This window comes from Pseudomonas sp. LD120 (assembly GCF_009861525.1).
Lineage (GTDB): Bacteria > Pseudomonadota > Gammaproteobacteria > Pseudomonadales > Pseudomonadaceae > Aquipseudomonas.
Genome location: NZ_WVHL01000005.1, coordinates 1,312,270 through 1,330,624, shown reverse-complemented (window position 1 = coordinate 1,330,624; position 18,355 = coordinate 1,312,270). Strand labels below are relative to the sequence as shown.

Here is an 18,355-nt window from a genome sequence, read left to right as displayed (position 1 = left end):
CGCTCCGTGTTTACGGGCACTTGGCCGTTTCAGCGAAACGCATCCTGACACTCATCCCAGCCAATGCCGCTCTGCGCGGTCTGCGCCAGCAACCAGGGCAGGCTGGTCTTGACCGCATCCTGCTTGGCATTGAAGGCAATCACCCCACGCCGCCACAGCAGCATCAGCGTCAGTACCCGCTGGCCGCTGTCCTCGGCCTTGAGCTTGCCGGCGCCGTCCTGGGCGTCGATGTCCCACAGTGCCACCTGAAGCCCCTGGGCATTGAAGAAGCCCTCGGCGTCGGCGCGGCGCTGGCCAAAAGGCGGACGAAACAGCGGCACGTAGTTTTCCGGCAACTTGCTCTTCACCAGGTCGGCGCTGCGCTGGATCGAATACTGCCAGTCCTGCCAGTGGCTGTGGGAGCGGAACTCCCAGCCCTGGACCCCGACGCACTGCCGGGAATACAGCGACTGCAGGCTGGCCACCGAAGCCTTGTCGAGGCGGTTCTGGATATCGTTGCCGAGGACAAAGAAGGTGCCGTTGAGGTTGGCCTTGCGCAAGTAGTCGGTGAGCCAGGGCGTGTTGTCCGGCGCCAGGTTGGCGGCGCTGTCGAAGGTCAGCAGAAACAGCCGGTCATTGAATTCGTCGCCATTGCGCTCGTAATCGCCAAAGCGCGCAACCTCGCTGCTGATCTGCGGCAACAGCGCCGCCTTGCGCAGCAACTCATCCAGGTACTGCTCGTGAAAACGGCGGCTCGGCTCGGCCCAGCGAGCGTAGTAGGAGTCCTCTCCCAAGTGGAATTTGCCAGCCTGCTTGCGCAACTGCTGCAGGTTTTCCACCAGGAAGCAGAACGAAGCGTCCTGATCGCAGCTTTGCTGGGCAAAGTTGTAGTTGTCCAGCAGGCGTTTCCAGAGATGCTCGCGTAGTTCGTTGATCGCATCCATGTTGATCATGCGCAAGCCCAGGCGCTGCTTCAGGGACGCCTCGTCCCAGGCCTCGCTGACCAGCAAGGCGCGGGCAAAGGTCAGGATCTCGGCCCGCGAGGCGACGTCGAACAGGGTCGGATTGTCGAGCTTTTCCGGCCAGGTGCTGCGATCCAGGATCGCCACATCATTGGGCGCCGCCAGCACACTGAGACTCAGAAGCCAGGCCGAGAAGAAAAACGCGATACGCAAAAGGGATGCCTCCAGAACAGAACCCGCGCCGCACTATAGCCGATCCGCTGCGCAGCCAAGGCATTCACCCGGCATCGGCCACGCGTCAGCTATCGCCTTGATAGGTGGAGTCCCGGCGCCCCAACCCCTAGAATCCCCCGACGCTTAAAGGAGACGACCCCATGCTGATGGTGATTTCACCCGCCAAGACCCTCGATTACGAAACACCGCCGGTCACCCAGCGCTTTACCCAGCCGCAATACCTCGACCATTCCCAGGAACTGATCCAGCAACTGCGGGAACTGAGCCCGGCGCAGATCAGCGAACTGATGCACGTGTCCGACAAGATCGGCGGCCTGAATGCCGCGCGCTTCGGCAGCTGGACCCCGGCCTTCACCCCGGACAACGCCAAGCAGGCGCTGCTGGCGTTCAAGGGCGACGTCTACACCGGGCTCAACGCCGAATCCTTGAGCGAAGCGGATTTCGACTACGCCCAGCAGCACCTGCGCATGCTCTCCGGCCTCTACGGCCTGCTGCGCCCCCTGGACCTGATGCAGCCCTACCGCCTGGAGATGGGCACCAAGCTGGCCAACGCCCGCGGCAAGGACCTGTACGCCTTCTGGGGCAACCGCCTCAGTGAATGGCTGAACGAAGCCCTGGCTGAACAGGGCGACGACCTGCTGCTGAACCTGGCCTCCAACGAGTACTTCTCGGCGGTCAAGCGCACGGCCCTGAACGCGCGGATCATCAACACCGAGTTCAAGGACCTGAAGAACGGCCAGTACAAGATCATCAGCTTCTACGCCAAGAAAGCCCGGGGCCTGATGAGCCGTTTCGTGATCCAGGAACGCATCAACGACCCGGACCAGCTCAAGCAGTTCGACGTCCAGGGCTACCGCTTCAGCGCTGAACACTCCAAAGCCGACAACCTGGTCTTCCTGCGCGACCACGCGCCGCAATAACGCCTTCCCCTGGCGCGCTCGTTGCTTCTGAACAAGCGCGCCGTCATCCGCCCCTCCCCCGCCTTGCACAAGCCATTTTCCTGGAAGTCCTGAACGGGCATCCCTCCCATGACTTTTCTTTCACTCGACAACTGATTTTTTCAGTAGTGGCACCAGTTTTTTTATTCGGTAGTGGCAAAAAAGTATCTCCGCATTTTATCCCCCCACAACTAAAGGGCAAAACCATAAGTGCTATCAGTTTGAAAGCAGTGCCATCTTTTTCAATATTTCAATGAATTAATAAAAACAGGATGAGTGGATTGGAACTATGCCTACAGACGCCGCTCATACCACCGGTAACGATTCTCAACGAGCGTGTAAGAGATGACTTACACGGCATCAGGCAAACCTAGCCAAGTTGTGAAAGCCGCCTGACCCGCCGTTCAGGAACTTGAACTAATGATTGACCATCAGGAGATAAAGCAGCACAACTATCCCCTTATGAGCCAAGGAACAGCCGGCCTTCAAGGGTCAGGAGAAACTGCCGGAGCCTCTTATTACAGAGGGCTCCAACCACCTCAAGGACAAGGGCTGGTGTTTCTCCACGAACCTGCAGCAGGAGCCGCCGGCGCTATTCAAAGGGCCATTCAAACAACAAGGATCAGTTGTGAATAACTTGAGTGCAATTATTTAGCCACTCGACACTTAACCTGCCTTAACGCGGTACTACAACGTCTTTTCGTTGTACTTCCGAGTGCGCAATAACTGCTGGCAAACATTAACTCCAGCCATTTAATGGCGTGAATAACACTGAGGTAAATGCGATGCGCATCAGCATATTTGGTTTGGGCTACGTCGGCGCAGTCTGTGCCGGGTGCCTGTCTGCACGGGGCCATGAAGTCGTTGGCGTAGATATCTCCAAAGATAAAATCGACCTGATCAACGCCGGCAAATCACCCATCGTTGAACCGGGTCTGGGTGAACTTCTGGCGCAAGGAATCCGCACCGCTCGTCTGCGCGGCACCACCCACTTCGCCGAAGCCATCCGCGATACCGACCTGTCGATGATCTGCGTCGGCACCCCGAGCAAGAAGAACGGCGACCTGGAACTGGATTACATCGAATCGGTGTGCCGCGAGATCGGTTTCGTCCTGCGCGACAAGGCCACCCGCCACACCATCGTGGTGCGCAGCACGGTGCTGCCGGGCACGGTGAAAAATGTGGTGATTCCGATTCTCGAAGACTGCTCGGGCAAAAAGGCCGGGGTGGATTTCGGCGTCGCGGTGAACCCCGAGTTCCTGCGTGAAAGCACCGCGATCAAAGACTATGACTTCCCACCCATGACCGTGATCGGCCAGTTCGACCAAGCCTCCGGTGACGTGCTGCAAGCGCTGTACGAAGAGCTCGACGCGCCGATCATCCGCAAGGACATCGAAGTCGCCGAGATGATCAAGTACACCTGCAACGTCTGGCACGCGACCAAGGTCACCTTCGCCAACGAGATCGGCAACATCGCCAAGGCGGTGGGTGTGGACGGGCGTGAAGTGATGGACGTGGTCTGCCAGGACAAGACCCTCAACCTGTCCCAGTACTACATGCGCCCGGGCTTCGCCTTCGGCGGCTCCTGCCTGCCCAAGGACGTGCGCGCCCTGACCTACCGCGCCAGCTCCCTGGACATCGAGGCGCCACTGCTCAACTCGCTGATGCGCAGCAACGAATCCCAGGTGCAGAACGCCTTCGACATCGTCGAAAGCCACGACAAGCGCAAGGTCGCCCTGCTCGGCCTGAGCTTCAAGGCCGGCACCGACGACCTGCGCGAGAGCCCGCTGGTGGAACTGGCGGAAATGCTCATCGGCAAGGGCTTCGACCTGAGCATCTACGACAGCAACGTCGAGTACGCCCGGGTCCACGGCGCCAACAAGGACTACATCGAGTCGAAGATCCCCCACGTCTCGTCCCTGCTCAACTCGGACTTCGACGCGGTGATCGGCAACTCCGACCTAATCATCCTCGGCAACCGTGACGAGAAGTTCCGCGCCCTGGCCGAACACGTGCCCCACGGCAAGCAGGTCATCGACCTGGTGGGCTTCATGGCCAAGGCCACCAGCGCCCAGGGCCGTACCGAAGGCATCTGCTGGTAAGGCTTCGCTGGCCAGCCGGCTCCTACCCCATCCCCGTAGGAACTGGCTGGCCAGCGAACAGGCCCACTCCAATTTCCATGCCTGCCTTAACCCCCCCTCGGGCCACCCCACTGGCTCGCCCGAGACCTTGATGGACGCAGATTATGCACAGGCTAAAGCACGGCCTGCTTCAGGCCGCCGGTTGGCTGTTTTACTTGAGTTTGCTGATGAGCATGGCGCTGTTGCTGCCGGCCTCGACCTTCGACTCGCAGTCCAAGGACTTCATTTTCCTGATTGGCGCCGTGGGCATCTGGCGCTACTCCATGGGTGCCACGCATTTCGTGCGCGGCATGCTGTTTCTCTACGTGGTCTACCCGCACCTGCGGCGCAAGGTGCGCAAGCTCGGCAGCGCGGCGGACCCGTCCCAGGTGTTCCTGATGGTCACCAGCTTTCGCATCGACGCGCTGACCACCGCCCAGGTCTACGGCTCGGTGATCCGCGAAGCCATCGACTGCGGTTTCCCCACCACCGTGGTCTGCTCGATCGTGGAGATGTCCGACGAGCTGCTGGTGAAAAGCCTGTGGACGCGGATGAACCCGCCGGAGCGGGTCAAGCTGGACTTCGTGCGCATCCCCGGCACCGGCAAGCGTGACGGCCTGGCTTTCGGCTTCCGCGCCATCTCCCGCCACCTGCCGGACAGCCGCGCCGTGGTGGCGGTGATCGACGGCGACACCGTGCTCGGCGAAGGCGTGGTGCGCAAGACCGTGCCCTGGTTCCAGCTGTTCGGCAATGTCGGCGGCCTGACCACCAACGAATTCTGCGAAGTGCGCGGCGGCTACATCATGAGCCAATGGCACAAGCTGCGCTTCGCCCAGCGCCACATCAACATGTGCTCCATGGCCCTGTCCAAGCGCGTGCTGACCATGACCGGGCGCATGTCGGTGTTCCGCGCCAGCGTGGTCACCGACCCGGACTTCATCGCCGACGTGGAAAGTGACTCCCTGCAGCACTGGCGCCTGGGCCGCTTCAAGTTCCTCACCGGCGACGACAAGTCCAGTTGGTACAGCCTGATGCGCCTGGGCTACGACACCTTCTACGTGCCGGACGCGGCGATCAACACCGTGGAACACCCACCAGAGAAGAGCTTCATCAAGGCCAGCCGCAAGCTGATGTTCCGCTGGTACGGCAACAACCTGCGGCAGAACGCCCGGGCGCTGGGTCTGGGCATGAAACGCCTGGGCCTGTTCACCAGCGTGGTGCTGTTCGACCAGCGCGTGTCGATGTGGACCTCGCTGCTGGGCCTGACCGTGGCCATCATCGCCAGCGTCAAGTACGGCACCGCCTTCATCCTCGCCTACCTGCTGTGGATCGGCATTACCCGCCTGATTCTGACCCTGTTGCTGTCCTGCTCGGGGCACCGCATCGGCCCGGCCTACCCCTTGATTCTCTATTACAACCAGATCGTCGGCGCCCTGGTGAAGATCTACGTGTTCTTCCGCCTCGACCAGCAATCCTGGACCCGCCAGGACACCAAGCTGACCCGCGACCTGGCCAGTTTTCAACGTTGGTTCAACACCTGGTCGTCTCGGACCATGACCTTTTCGGCCGGCAGCGTGTTCGTCGCTGTCCTGCTGCTGATGGTCTGAACCGCCTTGCCTGAATTAACTAGGGTCTGTTCCCGTTTGGTGACGAGCCGCGTTGCTCGCGCCTTGCCCTGCGCCAAGCGGGCCGCCGTCGCGGCCTGTCACCAAACGGGAACAAACCCTCAAGGAAATCGACCCTATGAACACCGCCGTGAACGTCAATGTAGTGCATGAATCCGAAGCCCAACGCCAGCACGCCCGGGTCAAGATCCCGGCCAAGCTGCGCTTTTTCGGCAACGAGGCCAAACCGCTGGAAGTGCGGGTCCACGACCTCTCCGCCGGCGGCCTGAGCTTCAACGCCGGGCAGCAGATGCTGGCCCTGGGCGCCGTGCACAAAGGCCGCTTGCAATTTGTCATCGACAACCTCGGCCTGGCCATGGACGTCGAACTGCAGATTCGCTCCTTCGACCGCCAGAGCGGCCGCGTCGGTTGCCAGTTCCAGAACCTGGAACCCCAGGACATCTCCACCCTGCGCCACCTGATCACCTCGCACCTGGCCGGCGACATCGTCAGCATGGGCGACGTGCTCGCCACCTTGCAGCGCGACAACTTCACCAAGGCGCGCAAGGTCAAGGACAGCGGCAGCGGCATGAGCGCCATGGGCCGCCTGCGGGCCATAACCTTCAGCGCCGGGATCTTCATCGTTGGCCTGGCCGCCTTCGGTTTCGTGCTCAAGTCGGTGTACGGCATGTACTTCGTCAGCCACGCCCAGGCCGGACTGGTCAGCGTGCCGGGGATGAACGTGACCATGCCCCGCGACGGCACCGTGCAAAGCCTGGTGCAGACCGATGGAGCGGTGGCCAAGGGCGCGCCCCTGGCCAGCTTCAGCACCAGCATGCTCGACCTGCTCAAAGGCCACCTGGACGACAACCAGCTGCAACCGGCCAAGGTCGAGGAACTGTTCGGCAAGCAGATGACCGGCACCCTGACCTCCCCCTGCGACTGCACCGTGGCCCTGCAGTTGGTGGCCGACGGTCAGTACGCCAGCAAGGGCGACGTGATCTTCCAACTGGTGCCACGGGGCAGTTCGGCCAAGGTCGAGGCGCGCTTCTCCTATCGCCAGTTGAGCGACGTGCGCCCGGGCACCCGGGTCAACTTGCAGATCGCCGGCGAGGATGAGCTGCGCACCGGCACCATCGTCAGCAGCACCAGCCTCAACAGCGATGACCTGTCCTCCGATATCCGCGTGCAGATCAAGCCCGACCTGCCACTAAGCAGCGCCTTCGCCGGCCGCCCGGTGGACGTCAGCAGCGATCGCGGCCCGTCGATGAACGGGCTGATCGACAAAGCCATGGCTGCGGGTCTGTAACCATGACAGTGCCTACCCAGCTCTCTGGAGCCGCTGCCGCAGGCTGCGCCCAGCCGCGCAGCGGACGCCATCCGGCCGACTCGATGCTCCCCGACAACCGGCACGAGCGCTGCGCGCTCGATCGCAGCCTGCGGCAGCGGCTACAGGGTTCGGTGTTGTCCTTGGTCGCCGCCCTGGCCCTGGCCGGTTGCGCCGGCCTGCCCGACCAGCGCCTGGCCAATGAAGCCCTGAAGCGCGGCGACACCACCCAGGCCCAGCAGAACTACCGCCAGTTGGCGGACCTGGGTTACAGCGAAGCGCAAGTGGGCCTGGCCGACATCCAGGTGCAAAGCCGCGACCCGGCGCAGATCCAGCAGGCCGAGGCCACCTACCGCGCCGCCGCCGACACCTCGCCCCGGGCCCAGGCCCGCTTGGGCCGGCTGCTGCTGGCCAAGCCCGGCGCCACCAAGGCTCAGCAGCACGAAGCCGAGGGCCTGCTGAAGAAAGCCTTTGCCCAGGGCCAAGGCAACACCCTGATTCCCCTGGCGCTGCTGTACCTGCAATACCCCCATAGCTTCCCCACCATCAACGCCCAGCAGCAGATCAGCCAATGGCGCGCCGCCGGCTACCCGGAAGCCGGGCTGGCCCAGGTCCTGCTGTACCGCACCCAGGGCCGCTACGACCAGCACCTGGACGATGTGGAGAAGATCTGCAAGGCCGCCCTCAACAGCACCGACATCTGCTACGTCGAATTGGCCAGCGTCTACCAGAAACGCGGCCAGCCAGAACAACAGGCCGAGCTGATCCAGCAACTGCAGGCCGGTTACAGCCGTGGCACGGTCAGCGCCCAGCGAGTCGACAGCGTGGCCCGGGTGCTGGGCGACGCCAGCCTCGGCAAGCCGGACGAAAAAACCGCCCTGGCCCTGCTGAAGCAAGTGGCACCGGGCTACCCGGCGTCCTGGGTCAGTCTGGCGCAACTGCTCTACGACTTCCCCGAACTGGGGGACGTCGACAAGATGATGCAGTACCTGGACAACGGCCGCGCCGCCGACCAGCCCCGGGCCGAACTGCTGCTGGGCAAGCTCTACTACGAAGGCAAATGGGTGCCGGCCGACGCCAAGGTGGCCGAGGAACACTTCAAGAAGGCCCAGGGCCGGGAAGTCGCCGCCGATTACTACCTGGGGCAGATCTACCGCCGTGGCTACCTGGGCCAGGTGTACCCGCAAAAGGCCCTGGACCACCTGCTGACTGCCGCGCGCAACGGCCAGAACAGCGCCGATTTTGCCATCGCCCAGTTGTTCTCCCAGGGCCGCGGCACCCAACCCAACCCGGTCAACGCCTACGTCTTCAGCCAACTGGCCAAGGTCCAGGACACGCCTCAAGCCAACGAACTGGCCCAGCAGTTGGAAAGCCAATTGCCCCCCGGCCAGCGCGCCGAAGCCCAGCGCCTGCTGCAGCAGGAACAAGCGGTGCGTGGCGCCCAGACCCAGAACACGCTGCAACTGCACGCCCTGCAGGAAGAAGACGGCGAGGAATCCCTATGAAGCTCACCCCATACAACGCCCCCCCTGTAGCCGCTGCCGCAGGCTGCGACCGAGCGCACCGCGCTCGCCAAGCCTGCACCCGCGCCCTGTCTGACCAGGCTCAGGCCGCTGCATCACCGCCGCTGCGCGCCCCTACGCATCCTGCGGCCGTTTCGACAGGCAAGTGCTTCAATCTGTCGAAACTGGGCATGGCCCTAGGTGTTGCCATGCTCTGGTCCAACCCGACCCTGGCGGCCCTCACCGACACCCAGAACTTCGGCCTGGACGTGAAGGTCACCGGCCAGTCCGAGGACGATCGCGACCTGGGCACCCAGAGCGGTGGCGACGTCAACGGCGTCGGTCTCGACCTGCGCCCCTGGGTCTATGGCGAACGCGGCAACTGGAGCGCCTACGCCATGGGCCAGGTGGTGACGTCCACCGACGTGATCGAAACCGACACCCTGCAACCGTCCGGCGACGACGCCAGCCAGCCATCGAGCAATGACGACCGCAAACCCCAGAAGAACTACCTGGCGATGCGCGAGTTCTGGGTCGGCTACAGCGGCTTCACCGCCTACCCCGGCGAGCAGTTGAAGTTCGGCCGCCAGCGCCTGCGCAACGACGACGGGCAATGGCGCGACACCAACATCGAGGCGTTGAACTGGACCTTCGACACCACCCTGCTGCGGGCCAACGTCGGCGCCGCCGAGCGCTTCAGCGAATACCGCACCGACCTCAAGGAATTGGCGCCCAAGGACAAGGACCGCCTGCACCTGTACGCCGACGCCGCCTACCAGTGGACGCCCGGCCAATGGGTGGGCATCCGCGCCCACCACACCCACGACGACGGCAAGCTCGACGATGCCCAGCCCGGCGTGGCAAGCGACCCGCTGGACAAGAAACACAACGGCGACCTGACCTGGCTCGGCCTGGAAGCCAACAGCGACGCCTACAACTTTCGCAACACCCATACCGTCAACTACTGGGCCAGCCTCACCGGCATGCGCGGCGACCGCGACACGGTCAACCCGCTGAACGCCGACGGCAGCCGCCCGACTCAAACCAAGCGGGGCGACAACCTCGACGGCTGGGCCACCGACCTGGGCGTGCGCCTGCGCCTGGACCCGAACTGGCAAGTGGGCGCCGCCTACGCCCGGGCCAGCGCCGAGTACGAGCAGAACGGCCTGCAGAGCAACCGCTCCAACTACACCGGCACCCGCTCCCGGGTGCACCGCTTCGGCGAAGCCTTCCGCGGCGAAATGAACAACACCCAGAGCGCCACCCTGTTCGGTTCCTGGCAATTGCGCGAGGACTACGACGCCAGCCTGGTCTACCACAAGTTCTGGCGCGTGGACGGCAACAAACCGGTGGGCAGCAACGGCATCAATGCAGTGGACAACAACTACGACGACGCCACCGGAGCCCTGCTCGGCAGCACCTCGCTGCCCTTGCAGGACGGCAAGAAAGACCTCGGCCAGGAGATGGACCTGGTGGTCACCAAGTACTTCAAGCAAGGCCTGTTGCCGGCGGCCCTGAGCCAGTCGATCGATGAACCCTCGGCCCTGGTGCGTTTTCGTGGCGGCGTGTTCAAGCCCGGCGACGCCTACGGCAAAGAGGTCGACTCCTACATGCACCGCGCCTTTATCGACGTGATCTGGCGCTTCTGATGCAAGCCGCCAAAGGAGTGCCCGAAATGAATGGCTCCCCCCTCAACAGCCCGCGCGGCCAAGGCTCCCTGAGCCTGCTGGCCGGCGCCCTGCTACTGGCCAGCAGCGCCGCCTTCGCCACTGTCGAGCCGGCCAAGGCGCCGATCATCGCCAAGGGCCTGCAACAGGCCAAGACCTACACCGTCAGCAGCGCGCCCACCGAGCCCCTGGCCCTGGCCAAGCCGACCCTGCCCGACCTGTCCGGCTACACCGCCGAAGCCGTCGCGGCGAAGATCGTGCGCAGCCAGCCGGGCAAGATCAGCGTGCGCCGGATGATGCAGGAAGACGCCCTGAAGGACTTTATCGGCGGCGACAACAAGATGGCCGAATGGGTGGTGCGCCAGCACGGCATCCCCCAGGCGATCTTTATCGACGACGGTTACATCAACCTCAAGGAGCTGGCGCGCAAGCTGCCCAATCAGTACATCAGCGAGACGGCGCCCGGGGTCTACCTGGCCCGGGTGCCGATCGTGGTCGGTCGCAAGGGCATCCTGGAAATCGACCAACAGACCCAGGAACTGCGCCTGTCCCAGGAAGGCGGTTCGTTCCTGGTCAACGATGGCCAGCTGTTCGTGCGCGACAGCAAAGTCACCGGCTGGCGCGAGCAGGACAACGGCCCGTCGACCTTCCGCTCGCCCAAGGAATTCCGCCCGTTCCTGCTGGCCTGGGGCGGCACCGAGACGTACATCATCAACAGCCAGATGGCCAGCTTCGGCTACGCCAACTCCAAGTCCTACGGGGTGAGCATTTCCCAGTACACGCCGAACATGGCCAAGGTGCTCAAGCGCCCCGAGCCCACCGGCTGGATCATCGGCTCGACCTTCTCCGACATGTGGTACGGCTTCTACTGCTACGAAACCCGGGATTTTGTGCTCAAGGGCAACACCTACAAAGACAACATCGTCTACGGCATCGACCCCCACGACCGTTCCCACGGCCTGATCATTGCCGACAACACCGTCCACGGCACCAAGAAGAAGCACGGCATCATCATTTCCCGGGAAGTGAACGACAGCTTCATCTTCAACAACCGCAGCTACGACAACCACCTCTCGGGGCTGGTGATCGACCGTAACAGTGTCAACAACCTGATCGCCTACAACGAGATCTACCGCAACCACAGCGACGGCCTCACCCTCTACGAGAGTGCCGACAACCTGATCTACGCCAACAAGGTGATCAGCAACCGCCGCCACGGCATCCGCATTCGCAACAGCGTGAACATCCGCCTGTACGAAAACATCGCCATGGCCAACGGCCTGACCGGCGTCTACGGCCACATCAAGGACCTGTCCGACACCGACCGCGACATCAAGCTCGACCCGTTCGATGCCCAGGTCTCGCTGATCGTGGTCGGCGGCGAGCTGGCGGCCAACGGCAGCGGGCCGCTGTCCATCGACTCGCCGCTGAGCGTGGAGCTGTACCGGGTGTCGATGCTGGCACCGACCAAAAGCAGCGGCATCAGCTTCTCCGGGGTCCTGGGCGAGCGTCAGGATGAAATTCTCGACCTGCTGGTGCGCCAGCAGAAAGCCGTGTTGATCGACCCCGTCGAACGCCAGACCGAAATGCGCGATTGAGGATGACTTGCATGCACCCACACCTGATCAAACTCCTGGGCCTGTCGGCCCTGACCGCGGGGATACTCGCCACCAGCGCCGGCGCCCGTGCCGATACGGCCAGCGCTCCGAGCGCCGCGCCCAGCTTCAAGGCTGAGCCGTGCTGCAACCTGTGCCCGGCCGCCCATGATGCGAAGAACTACACCACCCGCTACCAGCAGAACTTCACCACCCTGGTGCAAGCCCAGGGCGACTGGCTGTTCCGTACCCAGGAAGACCTGCGCACCGAATTTGACACCACGCCGCAAGGCTATCGCCGCCTCAAGCAACTGCACCAAGCCTTCAAGAGCAAGGGCGTGGAACTGGTGCTGGTCTACCAACCGACTCGCGGCCTGGTGAACCGCAACAAGCTCAACCCGGCAGAGAAAGCCCGCTTCGACTACGACAAAGCGCTGAACAACTACCAGGCCATGCTCGGGCGCTTTGCGCAGATGGGCTACGTGGTGCCGGACCTGTCGCCGCTGACCAACGAACAACTGCCCGACACCCTGCCCGCCCACGACTTCTACTTCCGTGGCGACCAGCACTGGACCCCTTACGGCGCCCAACGCACGGCGAAGATCGTCGCCGACAAGGTCAAGCAACTGCCGGCCTTCGCCGACATTCCCCGGCGTGAATTCGAGACTCACAAGTCCGGGCGCATGGGCAAGACCGGCACCCTGCACAACATGGCCGGCCAGCTGTGCGGCACCAGCTACGCCATCCAGTACATGGACCAGTTCACCACCGAGCCCAAGGGCGAGGCCGGCGACGGCGACCTGTTCGGTGACTCCGGCAACCCGCAGATCACCCTGGTGGGCACCAGCCACAGCGGCAAGAACTACAACTTTGCCGGCTTTCTGGAAGAAGCCATCGGCGCCGACATTCTCAACGTCGCCTTCCCCGGCGGCGGCCTGGAAGGCTCGATGCTGCAGTACCTGGGCAGCGACGAATTCCAGAAAAGCCCGCCGAAGATCCTGATCTGGGAGTTCTCGCCGCTGTACCGCCTAGACCAGGAAACCATCTACCGGCAGATGATGGCCCTGCTGGACAACGGCTGCGCGGGCAAGGCTGCGCAGCTGAGCGCCAGCGCCACCCTCAAGCCGGGCAAGAACGAATTGCTGGTCAACCGCCAGAACCTGGACCTGCGCAACAGCGGCCATCAGGTCGACATCCGCTTCGCCGACCCTTCGGTGAAAACCCTGCAAGCCACCCTCTGGTACATGAACGGGCGCCACGAAGACATCAAGATCGAAAAACCGGAAACAGCCGACACCGACGGACGCTTCGCCTTCGAACTGCGCACCGACGAAGACTGGGCCTCGCAGAACCTGCTGGCGCTCGAAATCCAGGGCCCGGAAGCGGGCAGCGACGGGCAGAAGGTCGAAGCAAAAATTTGCAAACGCAACGTATTCCCGAGCGCCGAGCAACGCACCGCGCAGATCGGGCAATGAGGTTTCCTATGCAAAGCAGATCCTTGAAACAGCTACTGATGCCCAGCCTGCTGGGCCTGGCCATCCTCGCCGGCAGCGCCCAGGCCGCCGCGCCACTGCGCCCGCCCCAGGGCTATTTCGCCCCGGTGGACAAATTCAAGAGTGGTGACGACAGCGAAGGCTGCGACGCCATGCCGGCGCCCTACACCGGCGCCCTGCAGTTTCGCAGCAAGTACGAAGGCTCGGACAAGGCCCGGGCCACGCTCAACGTGCAGTCCGAACAGGCCTTTCGCGACACCACCGCGGACATCACCAAGATCGAGCGCGGCACCAGCAAGCGGGTCATGCAGTTCATGCGCGACGGCCGCCCGGAGCAGTTGGACTGCACCCTCGCCTGGCTCAGCGCCTGGGCCCAGGCCGACGCGCTGATGTCCAAGGACTTCAACCACACCGGCAAGTCGATGCGCAAATGGGCCCTGGGCAGCATGGCCTCGGCCTACCTGCGGCTGAAGTTCTCCGACTCCCACCCGCTGGCCAGCCACCAGGAACAGGCACAGAAGATCGAGGCCTGGTTCAGCAAGATGGCCGACCAGGTGGTCAGCGACTGGGACGACCTGCCCCTGGAAAAAACCAACAACCACTCCTACTGGGCCGCCTGGTCGGTGATGGCCACTGCCGTGGCCACCAACCGCCGCGACCTGTTCGACTGGGCGGTCAAGGAATACAAGGTCGGCGCCAACCAGGTCGACGCCGACGGCTTCTTGCCCAACGAACTCAAACGCCAGCAACGGGCCCTGGCCTACCACAACTACGCCCTGCCGCCCTTGGCGATGATCGCCAGCTTCGCCCAGGTCAACGGCGTCGACCTGCGCCAGGAGAACAACAGCGCGCTCAAGCGCTTGGGTGACCGAGTGCTGGCTGGGGTGAAAGACCCGGAGCTTTTCGAGCAGAAGAACGGCCAGCAGCAGGACATGACCGACCTCAAGGTCGATTCCAAGTTCGCCTGGCTGGAACCCTACTGCAGCCTCTACACCTGTGCCCCGGAGGTACTTGCGCGCAAGCACCAGATGCAGCCGTTCAAGACCTTCCGCCTGGGGGGCGACCTGACCAAGGTCTACGACCCGGCCCATGACAAGGGTTCCTGATTCGAATCGTTGCAACACCCCTTTGTAGGAGCTGGCTTGCCAGCGAAGAGGCCCTCAAGAACGGCTTCACATCCAAGGCCGCCTTCGCCGGCAAGCCGGCTCCTACAGAAGACGCACTACAGGCAATACCGCCTCCCCGTTTTTCATGGGGGGGTTTGGGGGGGCTGCGGCCTCTGACTATGAGTTAAACATGGAGAGATCGGGATGGTTTTCTCGTCCAATGTGTTCCTGTTCCTGTTCCTGCCGATCTTTCTCGGCTTGTACTACTTGAGCGGGCAACGCTATCGCAACTTGCTGCTACTGATGGCCAGCTATGTGTTCTACGCCTGGTGGCGAGTGGACTTCCTGGCGCTGTTCGCCGGGGTCACCCTGTGGAACTACTGGATCGGCCTGAAAGTCGGCGCCGCCGGGGTCCGCACCAAGCCGGCCCAACGCTGGCTGCTGCTCGGCGTCGGCGTCGACCTGTGCATCCTCGGCTACTTCAAGTACGCCAACTTCGGCGTCGACAGCATCAACGCGATCATGACCTCCATGGGGCTTGAGCCGTTCATCCTGACCCACATCCTGTTGCCGATCGGCATCTCGTTCTACATCTTCGAGTCCATCAGCTACATCATCGACGTCTACCGCGGTGACACCCCGGCCACCCGCAACCTCATCGACTTTGCGGCGTTCGTGGCGATCTTCCCGCACCTGATCGCCGGCCCGGTCCTGCGCTTTCGCGACCTGGCGGAGCAGTTCAACCACCGCACCCACACCCTGGACAAGTTCTCCGAAGGCTGCACCCGCTTCATGCAGGGCTTCATCAAGAAGGTGTTCATCGCCGACACCCTGGCGGTGGTCGCCGACCATTGCTTCGCCCTGCAAACCCCCACCACGGGCGATGCCTGGCTCGGCGCCCTGGCCTACACCGCGCAGCTGTATTTCGACTTCTCCGGCTACAGCGACATGGCCATCGGCCTGGGCTTGATGATGGGTTTTCGCTTCATGGAAAACTTCAAGCAGCCCTACATCAGCCAGTCGATCACCGAGTTCTGGCGGCGCTGGCACATCAGCCTGTCCACCTGGCTGCGCGACTACCTGTACATCACCCTGGGCGGCAACCGCAAAGGCACGTTGATGACTTACCGCAACCTGTTCCTGACCATGCTCCTGGGTGGCCTGTGGCACGGTGCGAACATCACCTACATCGTCTGGGGCGCCTGGCACGGCCTGTGGTTGGCCATCGAAAAGGCCCTGGGCATCAACACCACCCCACGCAGCCTGAACCCGATCCGCTGGGCCCTGACCTTCCTGCTGGTGGTGATGGGCTGGGTGATCTTCCGCGCCGAGAACCTGCACGTGGCCGGGCGCATGTACGGCGCGATGTTCAGCGTTGGCGACTGGTCGCTGTCGGAACTCAACCGCGCCAGCCTCACCGGCCTGCAAGTGGCGACCCTGGTCCTGGCCTACGCCACCCTGGCGTTCTTCGGCCTGCGTGACCTGTACCGCAACCCGGCGCCGGCCAAGGCCAAGCCCGACACCCCGGCCGATGGTCCGGCCAGCGCCCAGCCCGGCCTGATCAAGGCGGTGCCCGGCGATACCCCCGGCAGCGTTCACCAGCCGGGCTACATCGTCGGCACCGAGGCCCAAGTGCAACCGGCCTACTGGAGCGCCGACTGGTCGCGCTACGTGATGCGCGCCCTGGTGCTGCTGCTGTTCATCGCCTCGATTCTCAAACTCTCGGCGCAAAGCTTCTCGCCGTTCCTTTACTTCCAGTTCTGAGGGATCTGCCCATGACCCGCTCATTACGTGTGTTCTACATCGCCCTGTTCCTGGTGACCCTGGCGGTCCTCGGGCTGTGGTCGGTGCGCAGCTTCTTCGGCTTCAGTACCGACAACGACGCCAGCGTGCTCAACGGGCGCTGGGCCAAGGCGGTGGAAACCCACTACGACGACCAGTTCCCGATCAAGCGCCTGGGCACCAACCTGTGGGCCGCACTGGACTTCACGCTGTTCAACGAAGGCCGCCCCGGGGTGGTGCTGGGCCGCGACCAGTGGCTGTACAGCGATGAAGAGTTCAACCCGGTGGTCAACGAGGAACTCAACCTGCAAGGCAACTACGCCCTGGTGCAAGGCGTGCGCCAGACCTTGAAGGCGCACGGGGTGAAGCTGGTCATGGCCATCGTTCCGGCCAAGGCCCGGCTGTACCCGGAACACCTGGACCAAGTACGCCCGGCGCGCATCCACGCCAACCTCTACCAGGACTTCCACGCCCGGGTCGCCGCCGACAAGATTCTCGCCCCCGACCTGCTGGCCCCCCTGCAACAGGCCAAGCGACAGGGCCAGCCCGTGTTCCTGCGCACTGACACCCACTGGACCCCGGCCGGCGCCGAAGTCGCCGCCCGGCAACTGGCGCAAAGCATCGCCAGCAAGACCCCGCTCAGCGGCCCGCCACAACGCTTCGTCACCGAGACCCAAGAGACGGTGAAGCACCAGGGCGACCTGCGCCGCTTCCTGCCCCTGGACCCGCTGTTCGACAACCTGATGCCCGCCGCAGAACCGCTGCAAAAGCGCGTGACCCGCGCCAGCGAGGAACCACCGGCCGCCGACGATGCACTGTTCGCCGACCACGAAGTGCCAGTGACCCTGGTGGGTACCAGCTACAGCGCCAACCCCAACTGGAACTTCGTCGGCGCCCTGAAACAGGCCCTGCACAGCGACGTGCTGAGCTACGCCGAAGACGGCCACGGGCCGATCCTGCCGATGCTCAGCTACCTGAAAAGCGACGACTTCAAGCACCACCCGCCCCAGGTGCTGATCTGGGAATTCCCTGAACGCTATCTGCCTGTGAACAACGAAATCGGCGACGCCGACCCGCAGTGGGTCGCCGAACTCAAGCAAGCCGGTGCTCAAGCCGGACCGGGTAGCAGCGTCGCGAGCGAAGGCAAGACAAGGCAAGAACAGGCGAGGACGCGGAGTTTACGAGCTGTAAACGAGCAATCCGAGCCTGTTTTTAACCCCAGATTGCCGAGCGCAGCAGCCTCTACCCAGGCCGGCCAGCACAACCTAGCCAGCAACACTCCGAAATCCGAGACGCCCGATCGGGCGCAAAACTAAAAAGAGGTAACACTCATGACGTTCACTACCACTCCTCGCCGTCTCGCTACCAAATCCCTGAAAGCTGCCGTATTGGTCGCGGGCCTGAGTCTGCTATCCGCCCCGGTATTCGCCGGTGGCGACGCCGCGCTGTACGGCCCCACCGCGCCCAAGGGCTCGACCTTCGTACGCCTGTACAACGCCAGCAACGGCGAAGTCAGCGCCACCATCGGCAGTACCCACGTCAACGACGTCGCGCCCCTGGCCAGCAGCGACTTCAGCTTCATGCCCGGCGGCGACTACACCGCCAAGGTGGGCAGCCAGAGCGTGCCGGTGAATCTTGCCGCCGAGCACTATTACACCCTGGTCAACAACGCCAGCGGCCAGCCGCAACTGATCGAAGAGCCACCGTTCAAGAACAAACAGAAATCCCTGGTGCGAGTGCAGAACCTCAGCGACCAGGCCCTGAGCCTGAAGACCGCCGATGGCAAGACCGACGTGATCAAGACAGTGGCCGCCAAAGGCCGCGGCGAACGCGAAATCAACCCGGTGAAGGTCAGCTTCGCCCTGTATGACGGCGAGAGAAAAGTCAGCGGCCTCAAGCCCGTAGCCCTGGAGCGCGGCGAAGCGGCGGTGCTCTACGTCACCGGCAACGGCAGCAACCTGTCGCCAGTCTGGGTCAAGCGCCCCGTCTCCACCCGCTAAGACCTGTAGCCGCTGCCGAGGCCCGAGGCTGCGACGCGGTCCGCAG

12 protein-coding genes and 1 pseudogene are annotated in these 18,355 nt (G+C 63.4%); 12 read left to right on the top strand and 1 reads right to left on the bottom strand.

The genetic code is table 11. The features are described from left to right. Positions 1 to 29 precede the first annotated feature (29 nt). Positions 30 to 1,154 carry a polysaccharide deacetylase family protein gene (locus PLD_RS20375; RefSeq protein WP_159895877.1) on the bottom strand — a complete coding sequence of 375 codons (1,125 nt, stop codon included), beginning with the start codon at positions 1,152 to 1,154 and terminating at the stop codon, positions 30 to 32. A gap of 161 nt (positions 1,155 to 1,315) precedes the next feature. Between PLD_RS20375 and yaaA the strand changes: the two genes are divergently transcribed. The 12 genes and pseudogenes from yaaA (at position 1,316) to PLD_RS20315 (ending at position 18,309) form a co-directional block, all read left to right on the top strand. Continuing rightward, positions 1,316 to 2,095: a peroxide stress protein YaaA gene (gene yaaA, locus PLD_RS20370; protein WP_159895874.1), complete on the top strand. Its 780-nt coding sequence runs from the start codon at positions 1,316 to 1,318 to the stop codon at positions 2,093 to 2,095. An 803-nt stretch (positions 2,096 to 2,898) separates the two neighbouring features. After that, positions 2,899 to 4,215, top strand: coding sequence for a nucleotide sugar dehydrogenase (locus PLD_RS20365; protein WP_159895872.1), 1,317 nt, complete (start codon positions 2,899 to 2,901; stop codon positions 4,213 to 4,215). A gap of 143 nt (positions 4,216 to 4,358) precedes the next feature. After that, positions 4,359 to 5,840 carry a mannuronan synthase gene (alg8, locus tag PLD_RS20360; protein ID WP_159895870.1) on the top strand — a complete coding sequence of 494 codons (1,482 nt, stop codon included), beginning with the start codon at positions 4,359 to 4,361 and terminating at the stop codon, positions 5,838 to 5,840. 136 nt (positions 5,841 to 5,976) lie between these two features. Beyond that, complete coding sequence (locus tag PLD_RS20355) at positions 5,977 to 7,146, top strand: alginate biosynthesis protein Alg44 (RefSeq protein WP_159895868.1); 1,170 nt, start codon at positions 5,977 to 5,979, stop codon at positions 7,144 to 7,146. An 83-nt stretch (positions 7,147 to 7,229) separates the two neighbouring features. Further along, positions 7,230 to 8,669, top strand: coding sequence for an alginate biosynthesis TPR repeat lipoprotein AlgK (gene algK, locus PLD_RS20350; protein ID WP_159898182.1), 1,440 nt, complete (start codon positions 7,230 to 7,232; stop codon positions 8,667 to 8,669). A gap of 188 nt (positions 8,670 to 8,857) precedes the next feature. Next, complete coding sequence (locus PLD_RS20345) at positions 8,858 to 10,315, top strand: alginate export family protein (protein WP_218575875.1); 1,458 nt, start codon at positions 8,858 to 8,860, stop codon at positions 10,313 to 10,315. After that, entirely contained in the window at positions 10,315 to 11,931 is a 1,617-nt protein-coding gene (algG, locus tag PLD_RS20340) for a mannuronan 5-epimerase AlgG (protein WP_371929076.1), read from the top strand. The genes PLD_RS20345 and algG overlap by 1 nt, the downstream gene beginning before the upstream one ends. Positions 11,932 to 11,942: 11 nt before the next feature. Further along, on the top strand, positions 11,943 to 13,403 hold the full coding sequence (locus PLD_RS20335) for an alginate O-acetyltransferase (RefSeq protein ID WP_159895862.1): 1,461 nt from the start codon (positions 11,943 to 11,945) through the stop codon (positions 13,401 to 13,403). An 8-nt stretch (positions 13,404 to 13,411) separates the two neighbouring features. Beyond that, positions 13,412 to 14,527: a mannuronate-specific alginate lyase gene (locus PLD_RS20330; RefSeq protein ID WP_159895860.1), complete on the top strand. Its 1,116-nt coding sequence runs from the start codon at positions 13,412 to 13,414 to the stop codon at positions 14,525 to 14,527. A gap of 204 nt (positions 14,528 to 14,731) precedes the next feature. Next, positions 14,732 to 16,291 carry an MBOAT family protein gene (locus PLD_RS20325; protein ID WP_159895858.1) on the top strand — a complete coding sequence of 520 codons (1,560 nt, stop codon included), beginning with the start codon at positions 14,732 to 14,734 and terminating at the stop codon, positions 16,289 to 16,291. An 11-nt stretch (positions 16,292 to 16,302) separates the two neighbouring features. Then, positions 16,303 to 17,421 (top strand): annotated as a pseudogene (locus PLD_RS20320) (alginate O-acetyltransferase); the annotation flags it as partial. Positions 17,422 to 17,640: 219 nt separating this feature from the next. Beyond that, positions 17,641 to 18,309 carry an alginate O-acetyltransferase AlgF gene (locus tag PLD_RS20315; RefSeq protein ID WP_159895856.1) on the top strand — a complete coding sequence of 223 codons (669 nt, stop codon included), beginning with the start codon at positions 17,641 to 17,643 and terminating at the stop codon, positions 18,307 to 18,309. Positions 18,310 to 18,355 lie beyond the last annotated feature (46 nt).